The organism is Nonomuraea sp. NPDC005650 (assembly GCF_040605375.1).
In the GTDB taxonomy this organism is placed as follows: Bacteria; Actinomycetota; Actinomycetes; order Streptosporangiales; family Streptosporangiaceae; genus Nonomuraea.
This window is the reverse complement of record NZ_JBEXCR010000066.1, coordinates 1-13,461: the sequence shown is the minus strand read 5'-3', so window position 1 is coordinate 13,461 and position 13,461 is coordinate 1. Positions and strand designations below refer to the sequence as shown.

Sequence of the window (13,461 nt, the reverse complement as noted above, 5' to 3'; positions counted from 1 at the left end):
ATGCTAAACGCACGTTCAGCCCTTGGCAAGCCGGAGGGGACTCGTCTACGGGGCGAGCAGGCGGCGCAGGGCGGTCGGGGTGTGGCCGACGTGGTGGCGGATCGTACGGGTGAGGTGGGCCTGGTCGGCGAACCCCAGGTCGGCGGCCAGCCCGGCCAGGCTCGGCTCGCCGCCCTCCAGCCGGTCGAGCGCCCGGCCGACGCGCACGCGGTTACGGTAGTGGGTCAGGGAGACGCCCAGCTCCCGGGTGAACGCCCGGCTGAGCCGGTACGGCGAGACCGCCAGCAGCTCGGCCAGCGACATCAGCCCACCGGCGGCCGGGTGATCGGCGGCGATGGCCTCCCGGGCGGCGTCGGCGATCGCCGCACCGGCCCTCGGAACGCCACCGGCCCCGGAACGACCCGCCGGAGACGGGCCCCCTTCAGCGACCCCGGAACGACCCTCCGAGGATGGGCTCCCTCCGGCGGCCCCGAAACGGCCCGCCGGAGACGGGCTCCCTTCGGCCGCCGGCGCCCCCGCGACGACACCCCCTCCGGCGGCTCGCTCCCCGGAGCCGGGCCCTCCCGCACCACCCGCCCGGGACGCCCTCGCCCCCGCACCACCCCTCCGAGTGGCGGCACCTCCGGCGCCCAGCCGAAGGGCGGATGCTCCGGCGGCGTCCGCCCCCGTGCTGCCCGGCCGAAGCCCTCCGCCGCCGCCGCCCACCCCGAAGGCGGGCACGTCCGTACCGCCCGCCCCAAAAGCGGGCACGTCGGCGGCGCTCGCGGAGACGGGCCCGTCGGTGGCGGGTGTGGGGGCGGACGTGAGTCGGGCGAGGGCGGTGCCCATGAGGGAGAGCAGGGACTCGGCCAGCTCGAAAGCCGGGTCCCCACCCCGCGCCGCCGCGAGGAAGCGCCGATGGGCGAGGTCGAGACGGGCGTCCACGTACAGGGTCGGCCGGGCCGGCGGGCCTTCCCCGACGAGGGTGCGCCACAGCTCCGGGGTCAGGGACAGCGAGGTGCACACGTCGCCGCCCGCCGGGTGGGCGAAGTGCTCCTCCTCGCCGGGCACCCCGACGTACGCCATCGTCGGCTCGATCACCGCGGCCCGCCCGTCGGCCATGCGCCGGAACCGGCCGCGACGCACCAGCACCAGGCGGTGCCCGGAGCCCTCCTCCGCCACCGACCACCCTCGATGGTCATCGACGCAGGTCACAGTGTCGAGGTGGAAGCCGTCCCCGGCGGCGACACGCACAGCTGAACGCACCCGCGGCACGTTACGCCGCGGGTACGACAATCCCCCGCGACCCCCTAGCGGCCGCCGATGCCGATCGTGTTGGCGATCGCCGTGACCACGCAGAACCCGAACGGCCCGCCGGCGTCGTGCATGGTGACCTGCCCCGTGGCGACCCCGTCGGCGGAGAGGTGGCCGGTGGCCTCGACTCCGATCAGCTCCGCGGACGGCAGCCGGGCGAGCGTCAGCGTGTAGTCGGCGTTGATGAAGCGCAGCCCCTCCACCCCCGAGTTGCTCAGCGGGCTGGCGAAGTCGGCGGCCAGCGCCGTGCGTACGAACGGCGTCAGCGGCTCCTCGTCCACCAGCGGGTACGACTCCCGCAGCCACACCCGCCCCGGCCCGGGCGCGGCCCACTCCGTCACGCGCCACAGGTCGAACGGCGGGGTCCACGAGGCCCGCGCGTCCGCCGGCGGCCCGGCGGGCGCGGGCGTGTCCCACGGAGGCGTGACGAACGTCTGCTCCCCGTCCGGCTGCTCCCCCTGCCGCAGCAGCACCGCGCCGGCCCGCCCGATCACCCCCTGCTCGGTGGTGATCACCGCGTCGGCCACGAGGATCCTGCGCCCGGCCCTGACCAGCGAGGTCTCCACCGTGACCGGCACCATCGGGCTGTTGCGGAACAGGTCGACCGTCAGGCGGGCGAAGTGCAGCCCCGGCTGGGCGTAGCGCCGCTCGATGGCCCGGGCGGCGAGCCCGCCGAGCAGGCGGCCGTGGAGCATGTCGGGGGACCAGGGACCTCGGGCGTGCGGTGCGGGCACCAGCTCGCCCTTCTTCTGGGTGAAGAACGCTGACACAGAATCAGATTCTAGAGGAGAGCAGCCGTTCGCCGAGAGCCCTCAGGTGCTCCTTCAGCTCCAGGGGCTCCAGCACTTCGAAGTCCACGTCCAGGAAGGCCACCACGACGGCCATCAGCCGCAGGTCGTCGCCGCGCAGGGTGAGCAGGCACGTGTGCTCGTCCACCGGCTCGACCGTGCCCGCCGTCCTGCCCTCGATCCGCCCGGCGGGGGCGCGCAGCAGGAAGCGGCTCTCGTACGGCCACATCTCGTGCGCCAGGCGGCGCTGCACCCAGGCGGCCACGTCGGGCTCGGGCGGCTCGCGCGGCGCGAAGCGGGGGCCGTTGGGGGTCCTGAGGCGCATCCGGTCGGCCCGGTACGTGCGCCAGTCGCCGCGGTCGGCGTCCCAGGCGACCAGGTACCAGCGGTTGCCCTTGGTGACGAGGCTGTGCGGCTCGGCCCTCCTGAGCGCGCTCTCGCCCCGGTGCCCGGTGTAGTCGAAGCGGAGCTGTTCGTGGTCGCGGCAGGCGGCGGCGACGCGGGAGAGCACGTCCGCGTCCACGGTGGGGCCCTCGCGGTTGATGCGTACGGTGTGCCGCTGCAGCGTGTTGACCCGGTGGCGCAGGCGGGCGGGCAGGACCTGTTCGAGCTTGGCCAGGGCGCGCAGGGAGGTCTCCTCGATGCCGGTCACGGTGCCGTTCGCGGCGGTGCGCAGGCCGACCGCGACCGCCACGGCCTCCTCGTCGTCGAGCAGCAGCGGCGGCAGCTCCGCGCCGGCGCCCAAGCGGTAGCCGCCGGAGACGCCGGGCGCCGAACGGACCGGGTAGCCGAGGCTGCGCAGCCGGTCGACGTCGCGGCGCACGGTCCGGGGGGCGATGCCGAGCCGCTCCGCCAGGTCGGCCCCGGACCACTCGCGCCGGGTCTGGAGGAGGGCCAGCAGGCGCAGCAGTCTCGCCGAGGTGTCCAGCACGCCCACCATTGTGGCCCGAATCTGACCGCATTGCCTCCTAGCGTCGCCGCCATGGACGAATTCGTCATCGACATATCCCAGGACCGGCTCGACGACCTGCGCGGGCGGCTGGAGCGCACCCGCTGGCCCGACGCCCTCGACGGGGTCGGCTGGTCGTACGGAGTGCCGCCCGAGGCGGTCCGCGAGCTGGCCTGCCACTGGCTCGACGGCTACTCCTGGCGCGCGCACGAGGCCAGGCTCAACGCGTTCCCGCAGTACACGACCATGATCGACGGGCAGCGCGTGCACTTCGCGCACGTGCGCTCGCCCCGGCGCGACGCGCTGCCGCTGCTGCTGACGCACGGCTGGCCCAGCACGTTCGCGGACTTCTCGCGCGTCGCCGGGCCGCTCAGCCGGGACTTCCACCTGGTCATCCCGTCCATCCCGGGGTTCGCGTTCTCGGGCCCGGCGACGGAGCCGGGCTGGGGCGTGCGGCGGGTGGCCGCCGCCTGGGTGGAGCTGATGTCGCGGCTCGGCTACGAGCGGTACGGCGCCCACGGCGGCGACTTCGGCGCCCTGGTCTCCCCCGCCGTGGCGCGGCTGGCCCCGGAACGCGTGGCCGGCGTGCACGTGAACGCGCTCACCGCGTTCGTCACCGACGACATGGCGGGCCTGACCGAGGCCGAGGTGGAGCGGGCCCGCGGGGTGGAGCGGTGGCGGCGGGAGTTCTCCGGGTACGCCGCCGTCCAGAGCACCAGGCCGCAGACGCTCGCCTACGCTCTGTCGGACTCGCCCGCCGGGCTGCTCGGCTGGACCCTGGACGCGTTCGCCTCGTGGGGGCGGGACGTGGGCGGGGTGCCCGCCGACGACGTCCTCACCGACGTCACGATCCTGTGGCTCACCGGCACGGCCGGGTCGTCCACCCGCATCTACCGGGAGAGCGGCGGCGACTGGGCGGTGCCGGACGCGCCGGGCAGGACGCCGACGGGCGTGGCGGTCTTCCCCGGGGACAGCACGGTGCGGCGGTACGCCGAGCGGGCGCACAACGTGGTGCGCTGGTCGGAGTTCCCGTCCGGCGGCCACTACGCCGCTCTGGAGGCCCCCGAGCTGCTGGCCGCCGACATCATGGCCTTCTTCACTGGACTCTAAAGTCCAGGGCGATCAGTGGAACTGCGGGACGATCAGGTAGATCCCGTACAGCACCACGGCGGCGCAGGCGGTGAAGCACAGGACGGCCCCGGCCAGGCCACCCGCGCCGGTGCCGGTCCCCTGCTCCTGGGCGGACTGGCGGGCCGCCAGCGCCAGCGCGCCGAGGGAGAAGACCACCACGACGATCACGCTGACGGCCAGGCTGACGACGAAGACCTGCCCGAGGGCGTCCCATTTGATGTCCATCGACGGCTGCCTTTCAGACCGGGGCGGGGACGTCGTTGACGTTGCCCGCGTGGACGGGTTCGCGGCGGCTGATCGCGTACAGGCCGCCCGCCGCCGCGAGCGCCACCAGCGCGGTGATGACGACGCCGAGCGTGCCGGTGGTGGCCACGGCCGCCACGACCGCGCCCACCGCGGCGGCGGCCGGCAGGGTCAGCAGCCAGGCCAGCGCCATCCGGCCCGCCACGCTCCAGCGCACCTTGGCCAGCCGGCGGCCCAGCCCGGTGCCGAGGATCGCGCCCGACACCACCTGCGTGGTCGACAGCGCGAACCCCAGGTGGGAGGAGGCGAGGATGACCGTGGTCGCACTGGCCTCGGCGGCGAAGCCCTGCGGCGACTCGATCTCGGTGATGCCCTTGCCCATGGTGCGGATGATCCGCCAGCCCCCGAGGTACGTGCCCAGCCCGATGGCCAGCCCGGCGGTGGCGATCACCCACAGCGGCGGGTTCGAGCCGGAGGCCAGCGCCCCGGCCGAGATCAGCGTGAGCGTGATGACGCCCATGGTCTTCTGGGCGTCGTTGGTGCCGTGCGCCAGCGACACCAGCGAGGCCGAGACGATCTGCCCGAACCGGAACGTGCCCGTCACCGACTCGTGCCGGGCCCTGGCGGTCAGCGTGTACGCCAGATAGGTCGCGGTCATCGCGACGAACCCGGCGATCAGCGGCGAGACCACCGCCGGGATGAGGATCTTCTGCACCACCGTGCCGAAGTTCACGCCCTGGATGCCCGCGCCCACCCACACCGCGCCGATGAGCCCCCCGAACAGCGCGTGCGAGGAGCTGGACGGCAGCCCCAGGAGCCAGGTGAGCAGGTTCCACAGGATCGCGCCGATCAGGCCGGCGAAGATCATCGGCGGGGTCACCAGGGTGTCGTCCACGATCCCGCCCGAGATCGTCTTGGCCACCTCGACCGAAAGGAACGCCCCCACCACGTTCAGCACGCCCGCGATCGCCACCGCCACTTTCGGCCGGAGCGCGCCGGTCGCGATCGAGGTGGCCATCGCGTTGGCCGTGTCGTGGAAGCCGTTCGTGAAGTCGAACACCAGCGCAGTGATGATCACCACGATCACCAGGAACGTCACGTGCTCCATGCGGGAGTTCCCATCGTCTCGACGTCACCAGGACGGTAGACCAGAGCGATGAACCGGCCGTGAACTCCTGGCAGCCACCATCCATACCCGCCACACCGCCAAAGGCCAGCCAACGAGGGTTATGGAATGGTTCATGGTGAATTAGCCGATTAGGACAGATCTGCGGCCATCATCCAGACGTGCGTATCGTTCGGTTAGCGAACTTCGTCACTCCCACGTCAGGCGGGCTGCGTACCGCCCTTCACGAGCTCGGCGCCGGATACGCGGCGGCGGGACACGAGCCCGTCCTGGTCGTCCCCGGCGCGACGGCCCGCGACGAGCCGACCCCGGCCGGACGGGTCATCACCCTGCCGGGCCCGGTGGTCCCCGGCCTCGGCGGCTACCGGGTCATCACCGCCCGCGGCACGCTGCGGCGCCTCCTGGACGAGCTGGCCCCCGACCGGATCGAGGTGTCGGACCGCAGCACCCTGCGCTGGCTCGGCCCCTGGGCCAGGGCCGCGAACGTCCGCTCGATCATGGTCTCGCACGAGAGCCTGTCCGCGCTGCTGCGCCTGTACGGGCCCCTCGGCCGGCTGGCCGACCCCGTCAACCGCGCCACCGCGGCCCGGTTCGACACCGTGGTGTGCACGACCGCCTGGGCCGCGGCCGAGTTCACCAGGATCGGCGTGCCGAACCTGGTCCGGGTGCCGCTCGGGGTGGACCTGGCCACGTTCTCCCCCGGGCGCTTCGACCCCGGGCTGCGCGCCCGGCTGGCCGCGCCGGGCAAGGCGCTGCTGGTGCACTGCGGCCGCCTGTCCCCCGAGAAGCGGCCCGACCGCTCCGTCCGCGCCCTCGCCGAGCTGCGCCGCCGGGGCGTGCCGGCCGTGCTCGCGGTGGCCGGCGACGGCCCGCTGCGGCCCAGGCTCACCCGCCTGGCGGACGGCCTTCCGGTCCGCTTCCTCGGCCACCTCGCCGACCGGGAGGCGCTGGCCGCGCTGCTCGCCACCGCGGACGTGGCCCTGGCCCCCGGCCCGGTGGAGACGTTCGGCCTGGCCGCGCTGGAGGCGCTGGCCAGCGGCACCCCGGTCGTGGCCACGCGCGACAGCGCCCTGCCGGAGGTCATCGGCCAGGCGGGGGCGGCGGTGGCCGACGACCCGTCGGCCTGGGCCGACGCGATCGAGGAGCTCCTGTCCGACCCCGGGCGCGGGGAGCGGGCCAGGACCAGGGCCGAGCGGTACGGCTGGCCCGCCGCGGTCCGGGGATTCCTGGACGCGCACGGCCTGATCGACACGCCCGCGAGGCCGCGATGACGCGGATGGTCTCCCTGGGCGACTCTGTCACGGTCGGGCTCGGCGACTCCGTACCGGGACGCGGCTGGGCCGGGCTCCTGGCCGAGGCGCTGGCGCCCGCCGAGCTGAGCAACCTCGCCGTCAACGGCGCCCGGATCGCCGACGTCGTACGCGTCCAGCTCCCGCGGGCGCTGGACCTGCGCCCGTCCCTCGCCACCGTGCTCGTCGGCGTGAACGACACCCTGCGCGGCGACTTCGCCCTCGGGCAGATCCAGTCAGACCTGGAACGCCTGATCACCCGGCTGCGCGCGGACCGGATCACCGTGCTCACCGCCACGCTGCCCGACCCGGGCCTGATGCTGGGGATCCCGGAGCTGATGCGCCGCCCGCTCGCCCGGCGCGTCCACGTGATCAACGCGATCGTGACCGACCTCGCGCACCGCCACGAAACCATCCACCTCGACCTCGCCCGCCAGCCCGCCCTGTACGAGCGGCGCATGTGGGGCGCCGACCGCCTGCACCCCAGCGAACGCGGGCACCGCCACCTCGCCCGGCTGTTCGCCGCCGAACTGCTCGAACGCGGCGTCCCCGCGCGGCTGCCGGACCCGGAGCCCGCGAACGCCGAACCGACCGCGTGGGCCAGCGCGTTCTGGCTGGCCACCGCGGGCACCGCCTGGCTGATCAGGCGCTCCCGCGATTTCCTGCCTGCCTTCGCGAAGCTCGTCGCCCAGGAGATCTGGCACGAGAAATTCGCCGTACGGGCGACTCCCGGTGAACTGGACGTCGCCCCCAAACGGGATGAAACACCACATGAGGGTCGCCATTGTGGCCGAGTCGTTCCTGCCCCAGGTCAACGGGGTCACGAACTCGGTCTGCCGCATTCTTGACCACCTGGCAGCCACCGGGCACGACGCCATGGTGGTCGCCCCGGCCCCCGCTCCCCCGGCCTACGCGGGCTTCCCGGTCCACCCGGTCCGCAGCCTCGCCCTGCCGTTCTACCGCTCCGTCACGGTCGGCCTGCCCGGCATGCGCCTGTCGCGCACGCTCGCCGGATTCAAGCCCGACGTCGTCCATCTCGCCTCCCCCGCCCTGCTGGGCGCCTCCGCGATCGCCGCCGCCCGGCGGCTCGGCCTGCCGACCGTGGCCGTGTTCCAGACCGATCTGGCGGGTTTCGCCCGCCAGTACGGCATCCGCGGCGGCGACCCGGTCATCTGGTCGTGGCTGCGGCGCGTGCACCGCCACGCCACCCGTACCCTCGCCCCCTCCACGCCGACCCTGCGCGAGCTGGCCGGTCACGGCATCGCCCGCCTGGCCCTGTGGGGACGCGGCGTCGACCTCGACCTGTTCCACCCCCGGCGCCGCAGCGAGGAGCTGCGCCGCCGGCTCGCCCCGCGGGGCGAGATCATCGTGGGGTACGCCGGTCGGCTGGCCGCCGAGAAGCAGCCCCACCTGCTCGCGGCCCTCGCCGACGTTCCCGGGGTGCGGCTGGCCGTCGTGGGGACGGGCCCGATGGAGCGGCGGCTGCGCGGGCTGCTGCCCCGGGCGGAGTTCTTCGGCCTGCGCACCGGCCCCGATCTGGCCCGCGTCCTCGCCTCCCTGGACGTGTTCGTCCACACCGGCAGCAACGAGACCTTCTGCCAGGCCGTCCAGGAGGCCCTCGCCTCCGGCGTGCCCGTCGTCGCCCCGGCCGCGGGCGGCCCGCTCGACCTCGTCCGGCCCGGCGACAACGGCCTGCTCTACACCGGCGGCGACCCGTCGGCGCTGCGCGCGGCCGTGGCCTCCCTCGCCGCCGACCCCGGCCGCCGCGCCCGCATGGCCCGGCAGGCCAGGCAGTCGGTACGCGGGCGCGACTGGGCGTCGGTGTGCGAGGACCTCGTCGGCCACTATCAGGGCGTCGTGGCAGGCGAACCGGTCTCCCCTCGGACGGACAGCCCGACTGGATTTCGGCGGCGCGCCGCCGTAGGCTCCCCCAATGCGCGATCTAGGTGAGGACCCCCGGCCGGCCCGGGGCGCGGTACGCGAGACCCATTCCCTCGGCGACTCCGCCACCCTGGCCTACTCCCCAGACCTCGACGGCCTGGCCGACCCTGGGGAGATCGTCTGGGCCTGGGTCCCCTACGAGGAGGACCCGTCCCGCGGCAAGGACCGCCCCCTGCTGATCGTGGGCCGGACCGGGCGCAGGCTCATCGGCGTGATGCTGTCCAGCAAGGGCGAGGACGGGCCCGACTGGCTGGAGCTGGGCGCCTGGGGGCGGGACGATCGGGTGTCGTACGTGCGGCTGGACCGGGTCTTCGTGCTGGACGAGGACGACATCCGGCGCGAGGGCGCGGTGCTCGACGGCGACCGCTTCGCCCGGGTGGCGGCCCGGCTCATGAAGACCTACGGCTGGGACGCCGACCGGTAGCCCAGCCCGGCCTCGCGCCTGGAACCTGCGCGCACCGGAGGCCCCCGGCATGTCGGGGGCTATCGGGTAGAGGCGCGTTCGACCAGGTCGGGCTGGAAGATCACCTGGCGGTGCTCGTGGCCGGCGGGCCGGTTGGCCTCCTCCAGCAGCATCAGGGCCGCCGTGTGCCCCAGCTGCTCGCGCGGCTGCCGGATGGACGACAGCGGCACGGCCGCCGCCGCCGCGAAGTCGATGTCGTCGTACCCGAGGATGGCCAGGTCGCCCGGGACCCGCAGCCCGCGCTGCGTCATCTCCTGCAGCACCCCGATGGCCACCAGGTCGTTGGCGCAGAAGACCGCGGTGGGCCGCTCGGCCGGCGGCAGGCCGGCGATCTCCTCGCCCGCCAGCCGCCCGGTGGCGATGGTGAGGTCGGGCAGGGGGATGACGGTCAGCCGGTCGTCCGGCGCGAGCACGGCGGCCAGGCCCTCGTGCCGCTCCCGCACCTGGCGGACGGTGAACGGCCCGCCGGCGAAGGCGATGTGGCGATGGCCCCGCTCGCGCAGGTGACGCCCCGCCATCCGCCCGCCGAGCACGTCGTCGACCGCGACCGCGCAGCCGTGGCTGTGCGGGGCAGAGCTGTCGAAGCGCACCACCGGGATGCCGCGCGCGATGAGCCGGCCCAGCCGCTCCTCCTCGGCGCTGTCGTTGACCGGCGTGATCAGGACGCCCAGCGGGCGCTGCTCCTCGAACGTCTCCAGCAGCCCGGCCTCGCGGCCGGCGTCCTTGTTGCTGTTGAAGACCATCACGGTGAGCTCGGCCCGCTGCGCGGCGGTCTCGACGCCGCGCAGCACGTCGATGAAGAACGGGTTGGACAGATCGAGCGCGACCACGCCGATGGTGCGGCTGCGTCCGGCCCGCAGCTGCCGGGCCGGGCCGTTGCGGACGTAGCCGAGGCGCGCGATCGCGGCCCGCACCCGCAGCCGGGTATCGGGGGCCACCGTGTCGGGCCGGTTGAGCACATTGCTCACCGTGCCGACGGAGACCCCGGCGAGCTGGGCGACCTCTTTGATGCTCGACATCGTTCCTCGTCGCAGACGTGTCGTCGCTATGATCATAACGCCTTCGACCAGGGGTTCGACACTACGTGTGGCAACCTCCGTCCGAGGCCGGCGCCAGGTCGGTCGCGGGGTTGCGGTCGAAGAAGCCGGCGGGCCTCAGCGTGAAACCGGTGTACTCGACGGGCATCACCAGGAAGTCCTCGGGACGGCAGAAATGGGTGGTGCCGACGGTGTACCAGAGCACGATGTCGGCGTCCATGACCGGCCGGTCGGCGGCGGTCCACTCAGGCAGCCCCGCGCCGCCGGGGTGCTGGTTGGGGAAGTCGCCCGCCGCCCTGCGCTCCCCGGCCGCGAACGGCGTCACCCACAGATGCCTGGTCGCGAACGCCGCCCGCCCGCTGATCGCCGCCCCCTCGCCGGCGAGCAGCACGGGCCCGACGTGCGTGGGCACCAGCTTGTACCCGACCGGCTCCCCCACGGCGTTCAGCGAGGCGTGGTTGACGACCTTCCAGTGACGGCCCCTCCCGGGATCGGCCGTCCGCTGCGCCTGCGCCTCGGTCTTCAGCAGCGTCTCGGAGGCGGTGAAGGCGTTCCCGTACGGGTTGTCGGGCCCCGGCGGGACGCGGACGGCCTCGACCTCGTACACGGAGTTGAGCGGCCCGTCGACGCACATGTCGACGAGTCTGGCACCGCGCGGGCCGATTTCGTCGGCGCTCTCACAGCGGGACGATCAGAGCCTGGGGGCGGTCGGCGGGGAAGGCCCAGATGTGCTTGCCGGCCGCGACCACCAGCCCGAGCCGGGCCCTCAGGCCCAGCCGGGTCACGCGGACGGCGGCCCCGGCGGCCGGGGCGAGCGTGAACAGGTCGCGCCCGCCGCCCGCCAGCACCCCGTTCGCGCAGACCAGGAACGGCACCGGCCCCTCCGGCGCCCGTAAGAACCGGCGCGGCTCCCCCGACCAGGCCGACACCCGCTCCAGCCCGCCCGCCACGCTGATCCACAGGGAGCCCGCGCACACGGTCATGCCGCCGCGCTCACGGGTGCCGAGGTCCACCTCCCTCGGGCCGCCGCGCAGCCAGGTGTCCCGCTTCGACGTCCACCACAAACGTTCGCCCTCGACCGCGCACCGGTCGAGGCCGGGTAACTCCACCGGCTCGCCGAAGTCGCCGGGCCCGGTCAGCCGGCGGGCCCGCTCCGGCCCGACGGCCCAGATCTCGCCGCCGCCCGCGAGCACGCGGCCGTCGAAGGGCGCGCTGGCCAGCGGGGCGCCGGCGGGGTCGAGCCAGTGCACCCGGCCCTCCGCGGTCCCCGCCAGCGTGCCCCGCAGCGGGCTCTCGGACAACGAGCCGAGGTGCGGCGGCCCCGCGAACGTCCTGGGCACGACCACGGTCTCGGCCAGCGTGCCCGGCACGCCCGCCGTGCCCGGCACGGTCCCCGGCACCGCCGCCAGGGAGCGCAGCTCCGGCACCCGCACGGCCTCGCCGCCGTCCAGCGGTTCGCCGGAGGCGGTGTAGACCCGCAACCGGCCGGACGCCGCGCACCAGACCGTGGTCCCGTCGGACGCGGCGACCCGGGCGGGCCACGGCAGGTCGATCCTCGTGACGGCGACGTCCATGCGCTGACCATAACCGTCTGGACCCCGCGCGCCAGTCCCTCCCGCTGAGCACTGGGCGGGCACTGAGACGGTTTCGCCGGGGTATGCCGTAGGTAAGGGGGCGATCCCCGTATCAGCCGAGGTCGGGCGGGCTGGGATCATGGGACGCATGCGTGTTGTGGTGATCGGGAGCGGCATCGTCGGAGCGGGCGCGGCCTACTACCTGAGCGGGCGTGGCGCGGCGGTGACCGTGGTCGACGGCGGCTATCCGGGCGAGGCCACCCAGGCGGGGGCGGGCATCGTGTGCCCGTGGGTGGACCACCCGGAGGACGACGACTGGTACCGGCTGACCAGTGAGGGCACCCGCCGCTACCCGGGGCTGGTGGAGGCGCTGGGCGAGGACATCGGCTACGCCAAGGTGGGCGCGCTGCTGGTCGCCGAGGACCCGGCCGACCTGGAGCCGGTGCGCGCTCTGCTGCGCCGCAGGCACGCCGGCGCGCCCGAGATGGGCGACGTCACCGACGTGGCGACCCCGTCCGAGCTGTTCCCGCCGCTGTCCGACGACCTGAGCGCCCTCCTGGTGCCGGGCGCGGCGCGCGTGGACGGCTGCTCGGTCCGCGACGCGCTCCTGCGCGCCGCCGTGGCCCAGGGGGCGCAGGTACGCGCGGGCGCCGCGCGGCTCACCGCGGGCGGCGAGGTGTTCGTGCACGCCGTGGCCGGCGAGGCGCCCGCCGAGGGCGAGCCGTGGAGCCCGGCCCAGGCCGCTCCCGGCGCGCCCGCCGAGCCCGCCGAGCCCGCCGATCAGGGCGGGTCCTGGCGGCAGGGCGCGCCGCTCGCTTCTTCGGCCGCGGCGCCCGCGCCCGTGGGGGCGCGCCGGTTCGCCGGTGAGGGCGAGCCGCTCGACGCCGACATGGTGATCGTGGCCGCCGGGGCCTGGACGGGCGAGGTGTGCCGGCCCTTGGGCGTGGAGCTGCCGGTGTTCCCCCGGCGGGGGCAGATCATGCACGTGACCCTGGAGGGCGTCGACACCGCGTGGTGGCCGATCGTGCTGCCGCGGGTCGGCCCGTACCTGCTGGGCTTCCCCGACTCGCGCGTCGTGATCGGGGCGACCGTGGAGGACGTGGGGTTCGCGCCGCGGGTCACGATGGGCGGGCTGGACGAGGTGATCGCGGCGGGGCTGCGGGTGGCGCCCGGGCTGTTCAACGCGACCGTCGCGGAGGCCAGGGTGGGCCTTCGCCCCGTGTACGCGCCCGGCTCCCCTCTCATCGGGCCGGTGACGGGGCGCGTGGTGGTGGCGACGGGCCTGAGCGCGTACGGCCTGACGGCGGGCCCGTTCACCGGCGAGATCGCCGCCGCGCTCGCCCTCGGCGAGGAGCCGCCCATCGACATCGAGCCCTACGCGCCCAGCGTCGGATAGAGGTCCTCGTCCGGGCCCTGCCGGATCATCACGGCAAGCACTCACTTGACCTGCTCCCCGCCCTAAAGGGGACGGGGATTCCCGTGCCGCTATGCGGCAGCTCGTGCCGCTTGCGCGGCCCGTGCTGTGGAACGGGGTGCTTGACGTTTCACGGACCCGGGTGGGTCTCCACGCCCTGAGACGACCAGCCCGGCCGCCTGTCCTTTGCTCTTGATGTTCCTCGCCCCGACG

General features: G+C 74.6%; 14 protein-coding genes. 6 read left to right on the top strand and 8 right to left on the bottom strand.

Going from position 1 to position 13,461, the window contains the following annotated elements; genetic code table 11:
- Positions 1-45: 45 nt before the first annotated feature.
- Genes ABZS69_RS60595 through ABZS69_RS60585 form a run of 3 tightly spaced genes read right to left on the bottom strand, consistent with a single transcriptional unit; the run spans position 46 to position 3,012 of the window.
- The gene (locus tag ABZS69_RS60595) at positions 46-1,245 is read right to left on the bottom strand and encodes an AraC family transcriptional regulator (RefSeq protein WP_355392036.1); all 1,200 of its coding nucleotides are present in this window, start codon (positions 1,243-1,245) and stop codon (positions 46-48) included.
- 44 nt (positions 1,246-1,289) lie between these two features.
- Positions 1,290-2,063: an acyl-CoA thioesterase domain-containing protein gene (locus tag ABZS69_RS60590; RefSeq protein ID WP_355392033.1), complete on the bottom strand. Its 774-nt coding sequence runs from the start codon at positions 2,061-2,063 to the stop codon at positions 1,290-1,292.
- A 4-nt stretch (positions 2,064-2,067) separates the two neighbouring features.
- The gene (locus tag ABZS69_RS60585) at positions 2,068-3,012 is read right to left on the bottom strand and encodes a YafY family protein (protein ID WP_355392030.1); all 945 of its coding nucleotides are present in this window, start codon (positions 3,010-3,012) and stop codon (positions 2,068-2,070) included.
- Between the two features lie 51 nt (positions 3,013-3,063).
- On the opposite strand from ABZS69_RS60585, the gene ABZS69_RS60580 reads away from it, so the two are divergent.
- A complete protein-coding gene (locus ABZS69_RS60580; RefSeq protein ID WP_355392027.1) occupies positions 3,064-4,140 on the top strand; it encodes an epoxide hydrolase family protein in 1,077 nt (358 codons plus the stop codon).
- 12 nt (positions 4,141-4,152) lie between these two features.
- Here the strand turns inward: ABZS69_RS60580 and ABZS69_RS60575 are convergent, their stop codons facing one another.
- On the bottom strand, positions 4,153-4,386 hold the full coding sequence (locus ABZS69_RS60575) for a hypothetical protein (RefSeq protein ID WP_355392024.1): 234 nt from the start codon (positions 4,384-4,386) through the stop codon (positions 4,153-4,155).
- 13 nt (positions 4,387-4,399) lie between these two features.
- Entirely contained in the window at positions 4,400-5,512 is a 1,113-nt protein-coding gene (locus ABZS69_RS60570; RefSeq protein WP_355392021.1) for an inorganic phosphate transporter, read from the bottom strand.
- Positions 5,513-5,691: 179 nt separating this feature from the next.
- Between ABZS69_RS60570 and ABZS69_RS60565 the strand changes: the two genes are divergently transcribed.
- The 4 genes from ABZS69_RS60565 to ABZS69_RS60550 are packed head-to-tail and all read left to right on the top strand — an operon-like array spanning position 5,692 to position 9,184.
- Positions 5,692-6,801 carry a glycosyltransferase gene (locus ABZS69_RS60565; protein ID WP_355392018.1) on the top strand — a complete coding sequence of 370 codons (1,110 nt, stop codon included), beginning with the start codon at positions 5,692-5,694 and terminating at the stop codon, positions 6,799-6,801.
- Positions 6,798-7,667 (top strand): SGNH/GDSL hydrolase family protein, encoded by an 870-nt coding sequence (locus tag ABZS69_RS60560; RefSeq protein ID WP_355392015.1) that lies wholly within the window; start codon positions 6,798-6,800, stop codon positions 7,665-7,667. Before ABZS69_RS60565 ends, ABZS69_RS60560 begins: the two co-directional genes overlap by 4 nt.
- Complete coding sequence (locus ABZS69_RS60555; RefSeq protein ID WP_355392012.1) at positions 7,591-8,769, top strand: glycosyltransferase family 1 protein; 1,179 nt, start codon at positions 7,591-7,593, stop codon at positions 8,767-8,769. The genes ABZS69_RS60560 and ABZS69_RS60555 overlap by 77 nt, the downstream gene beginning before the upstream one ends.
- Complete coding sequence (locus tag ABZS69_RS60550; RefSeq protein WP_355392009.1) at positions 8,753-9,184, top strand: type II toxin-antitoxin system PemK/MazF family toxin; 432 nt, start codon at positions 8,753-8,755, stop codon at positions 9,182-9,184. Before ABZS69_RS60555 ends, ABZS69_RS60550 begins: the two co-directional genes overlap by 17 nt.
- A gap of 59 nt (positions 9,185-9,243) precedes the next feature.
- Here ABZS69_RS60550 and ABZS69_RS60545 read toward each other — a convergent pair whose 3' ends face one another.
- The 3 genes from ABZS69_RS60545 to ABZS69_RS60535 form a co-directional block, all read right to left on the bottom strand.
- On the bottom strand, positions 9,244-10,242 hold the full coding sequence (locus tag ABZS69_RS60545; RefSeq protein WP_355392006.1) for a LacI family DNA-binding transcriptional regulator: 999 nt from the start codon (positions 10,240-10,242) through the stop codon (positions 9,244-9,246).
- 61 nt (positions 10,243-10,303) lie between these two features.
- Complete coding sequence (locus tag ABZS69_RS60540) at positions 10,304-10,894, bottom strand: hypothetical protein (protein WP_355392003.1); 591 nt, start codon at positions 10,892-10,894, stop codon at positions 10,304-10,306.
- Positions 10,895-10,937: 43 nt separating this feature from the next.
- Complete coding sequence (locus ABZS69_RS60535) at positions 10,938-11,834, bottom strand: hypothetical protein (protein WP_355392000.1); 897 nt, start codon at positions 11,832-11,834, stop codon at positions 10,938-10,940.
- A gap of 148 nt (positions 11,835-11,982) precedes the next feature.
- Between ABZS69_RS60535 and ABZS69_RS60530 the strand changes: the two genes are divergently transcribed.
- Positions 11,983-13,230 carry an FAD-dependent oxidoreductase gene (locus ABZS69_RS60530; RefSeq protein ID WP_355391997.1) on the top strand — a complete coding sequence of 416 codons (1,248 nt, stop codon included), beginning with the start codon at positions 11,983-11,985 and terminating at the stop codon, positions 13,228-13,230.
- Positions 13,231-13,461 lie beyond the last annotated feature (231 nt).

What these genes read in the sequence shown, in the direction of transcription:
- ABZS69_RS60580 (WP_355392027.1), top strand. Translation starts at nt 3,064, where the DNA reads ATGGACGAATTCGTCATCGACATATCCCAGGACCGGCTCGACGACCTG.
- ABZS69_RS60575 (WP_355392024.1), bottom strand. Translation starts at nt 4,386, where the DNA reads ATGGACATCAAATGGGACGCCCTCGGGCAGGTCTTCGTCGTCAGCCTG.
- ABZS69_RS60570 (WP_355392021.1), bottom strand. Translation starts at nt 5,512, where the DNA reads ATGGAGCACGTGACGTTCCTGGTGATCGTGGTGATCATCACTGCGCTG.
- ABZS69_RS60560 (WP_355392015.1), top strand. Translation starts at nt 6,798, where the DNA reads ATGACGCGGATGGTCTCCCTGGGCGACTCTGTCACGGTCGGGCTCGGC.
- ABZS69_RS60555 (WP_355392012.1), top strand. Translation starts at nt 7,591, where the DNA reads ATGAGGGTCGCCATTGTGGCCGAGTCGTTCCTGCCCCAGGTCAACGGG.
- ABZS69_RS60550 (WP_355392009.1), top strand. Translation starts at nt 8,753, where the DNA reads ATGCGCGATCTAGGTGAGGACCCCCGGCCGGCCCGGGGCGCGGTACGC.
- ABZS69_RS60545 (WP_355392006.1), bottom strand. Translation starts at nt 10,242, where the DNA reads ATGTCGAGCATCAAAGAGGTCGCCCAGCTCGCCGGGGTCTCCGTCGGC.
- ABZS69_RS60540 (WP_355392003.1), bottom strand. Translation starts at nt 10,894, where the DNA reads ATGTGCGTCGACGGGCCGCTCAACTCCGTGTACGAGGTCGAGGCCGTC.
- ABZS69_RS60535 (WP_355392000.1), bottom strand. Translation starts at nt 11,834, where the DNA reads ATGGACGTCGCCGTCACGAGGATCGACCTGCCGTGGCCCGCCCGGGTC.
- ABZS69_RS60530 (WP_355391997.1), top strand. Translation starts at nt 11,983, where the DNA reads ATGCGTGTTGTGGTGATCGGGAGCGGCATCGTCGGAGCGGGCGCGGCC.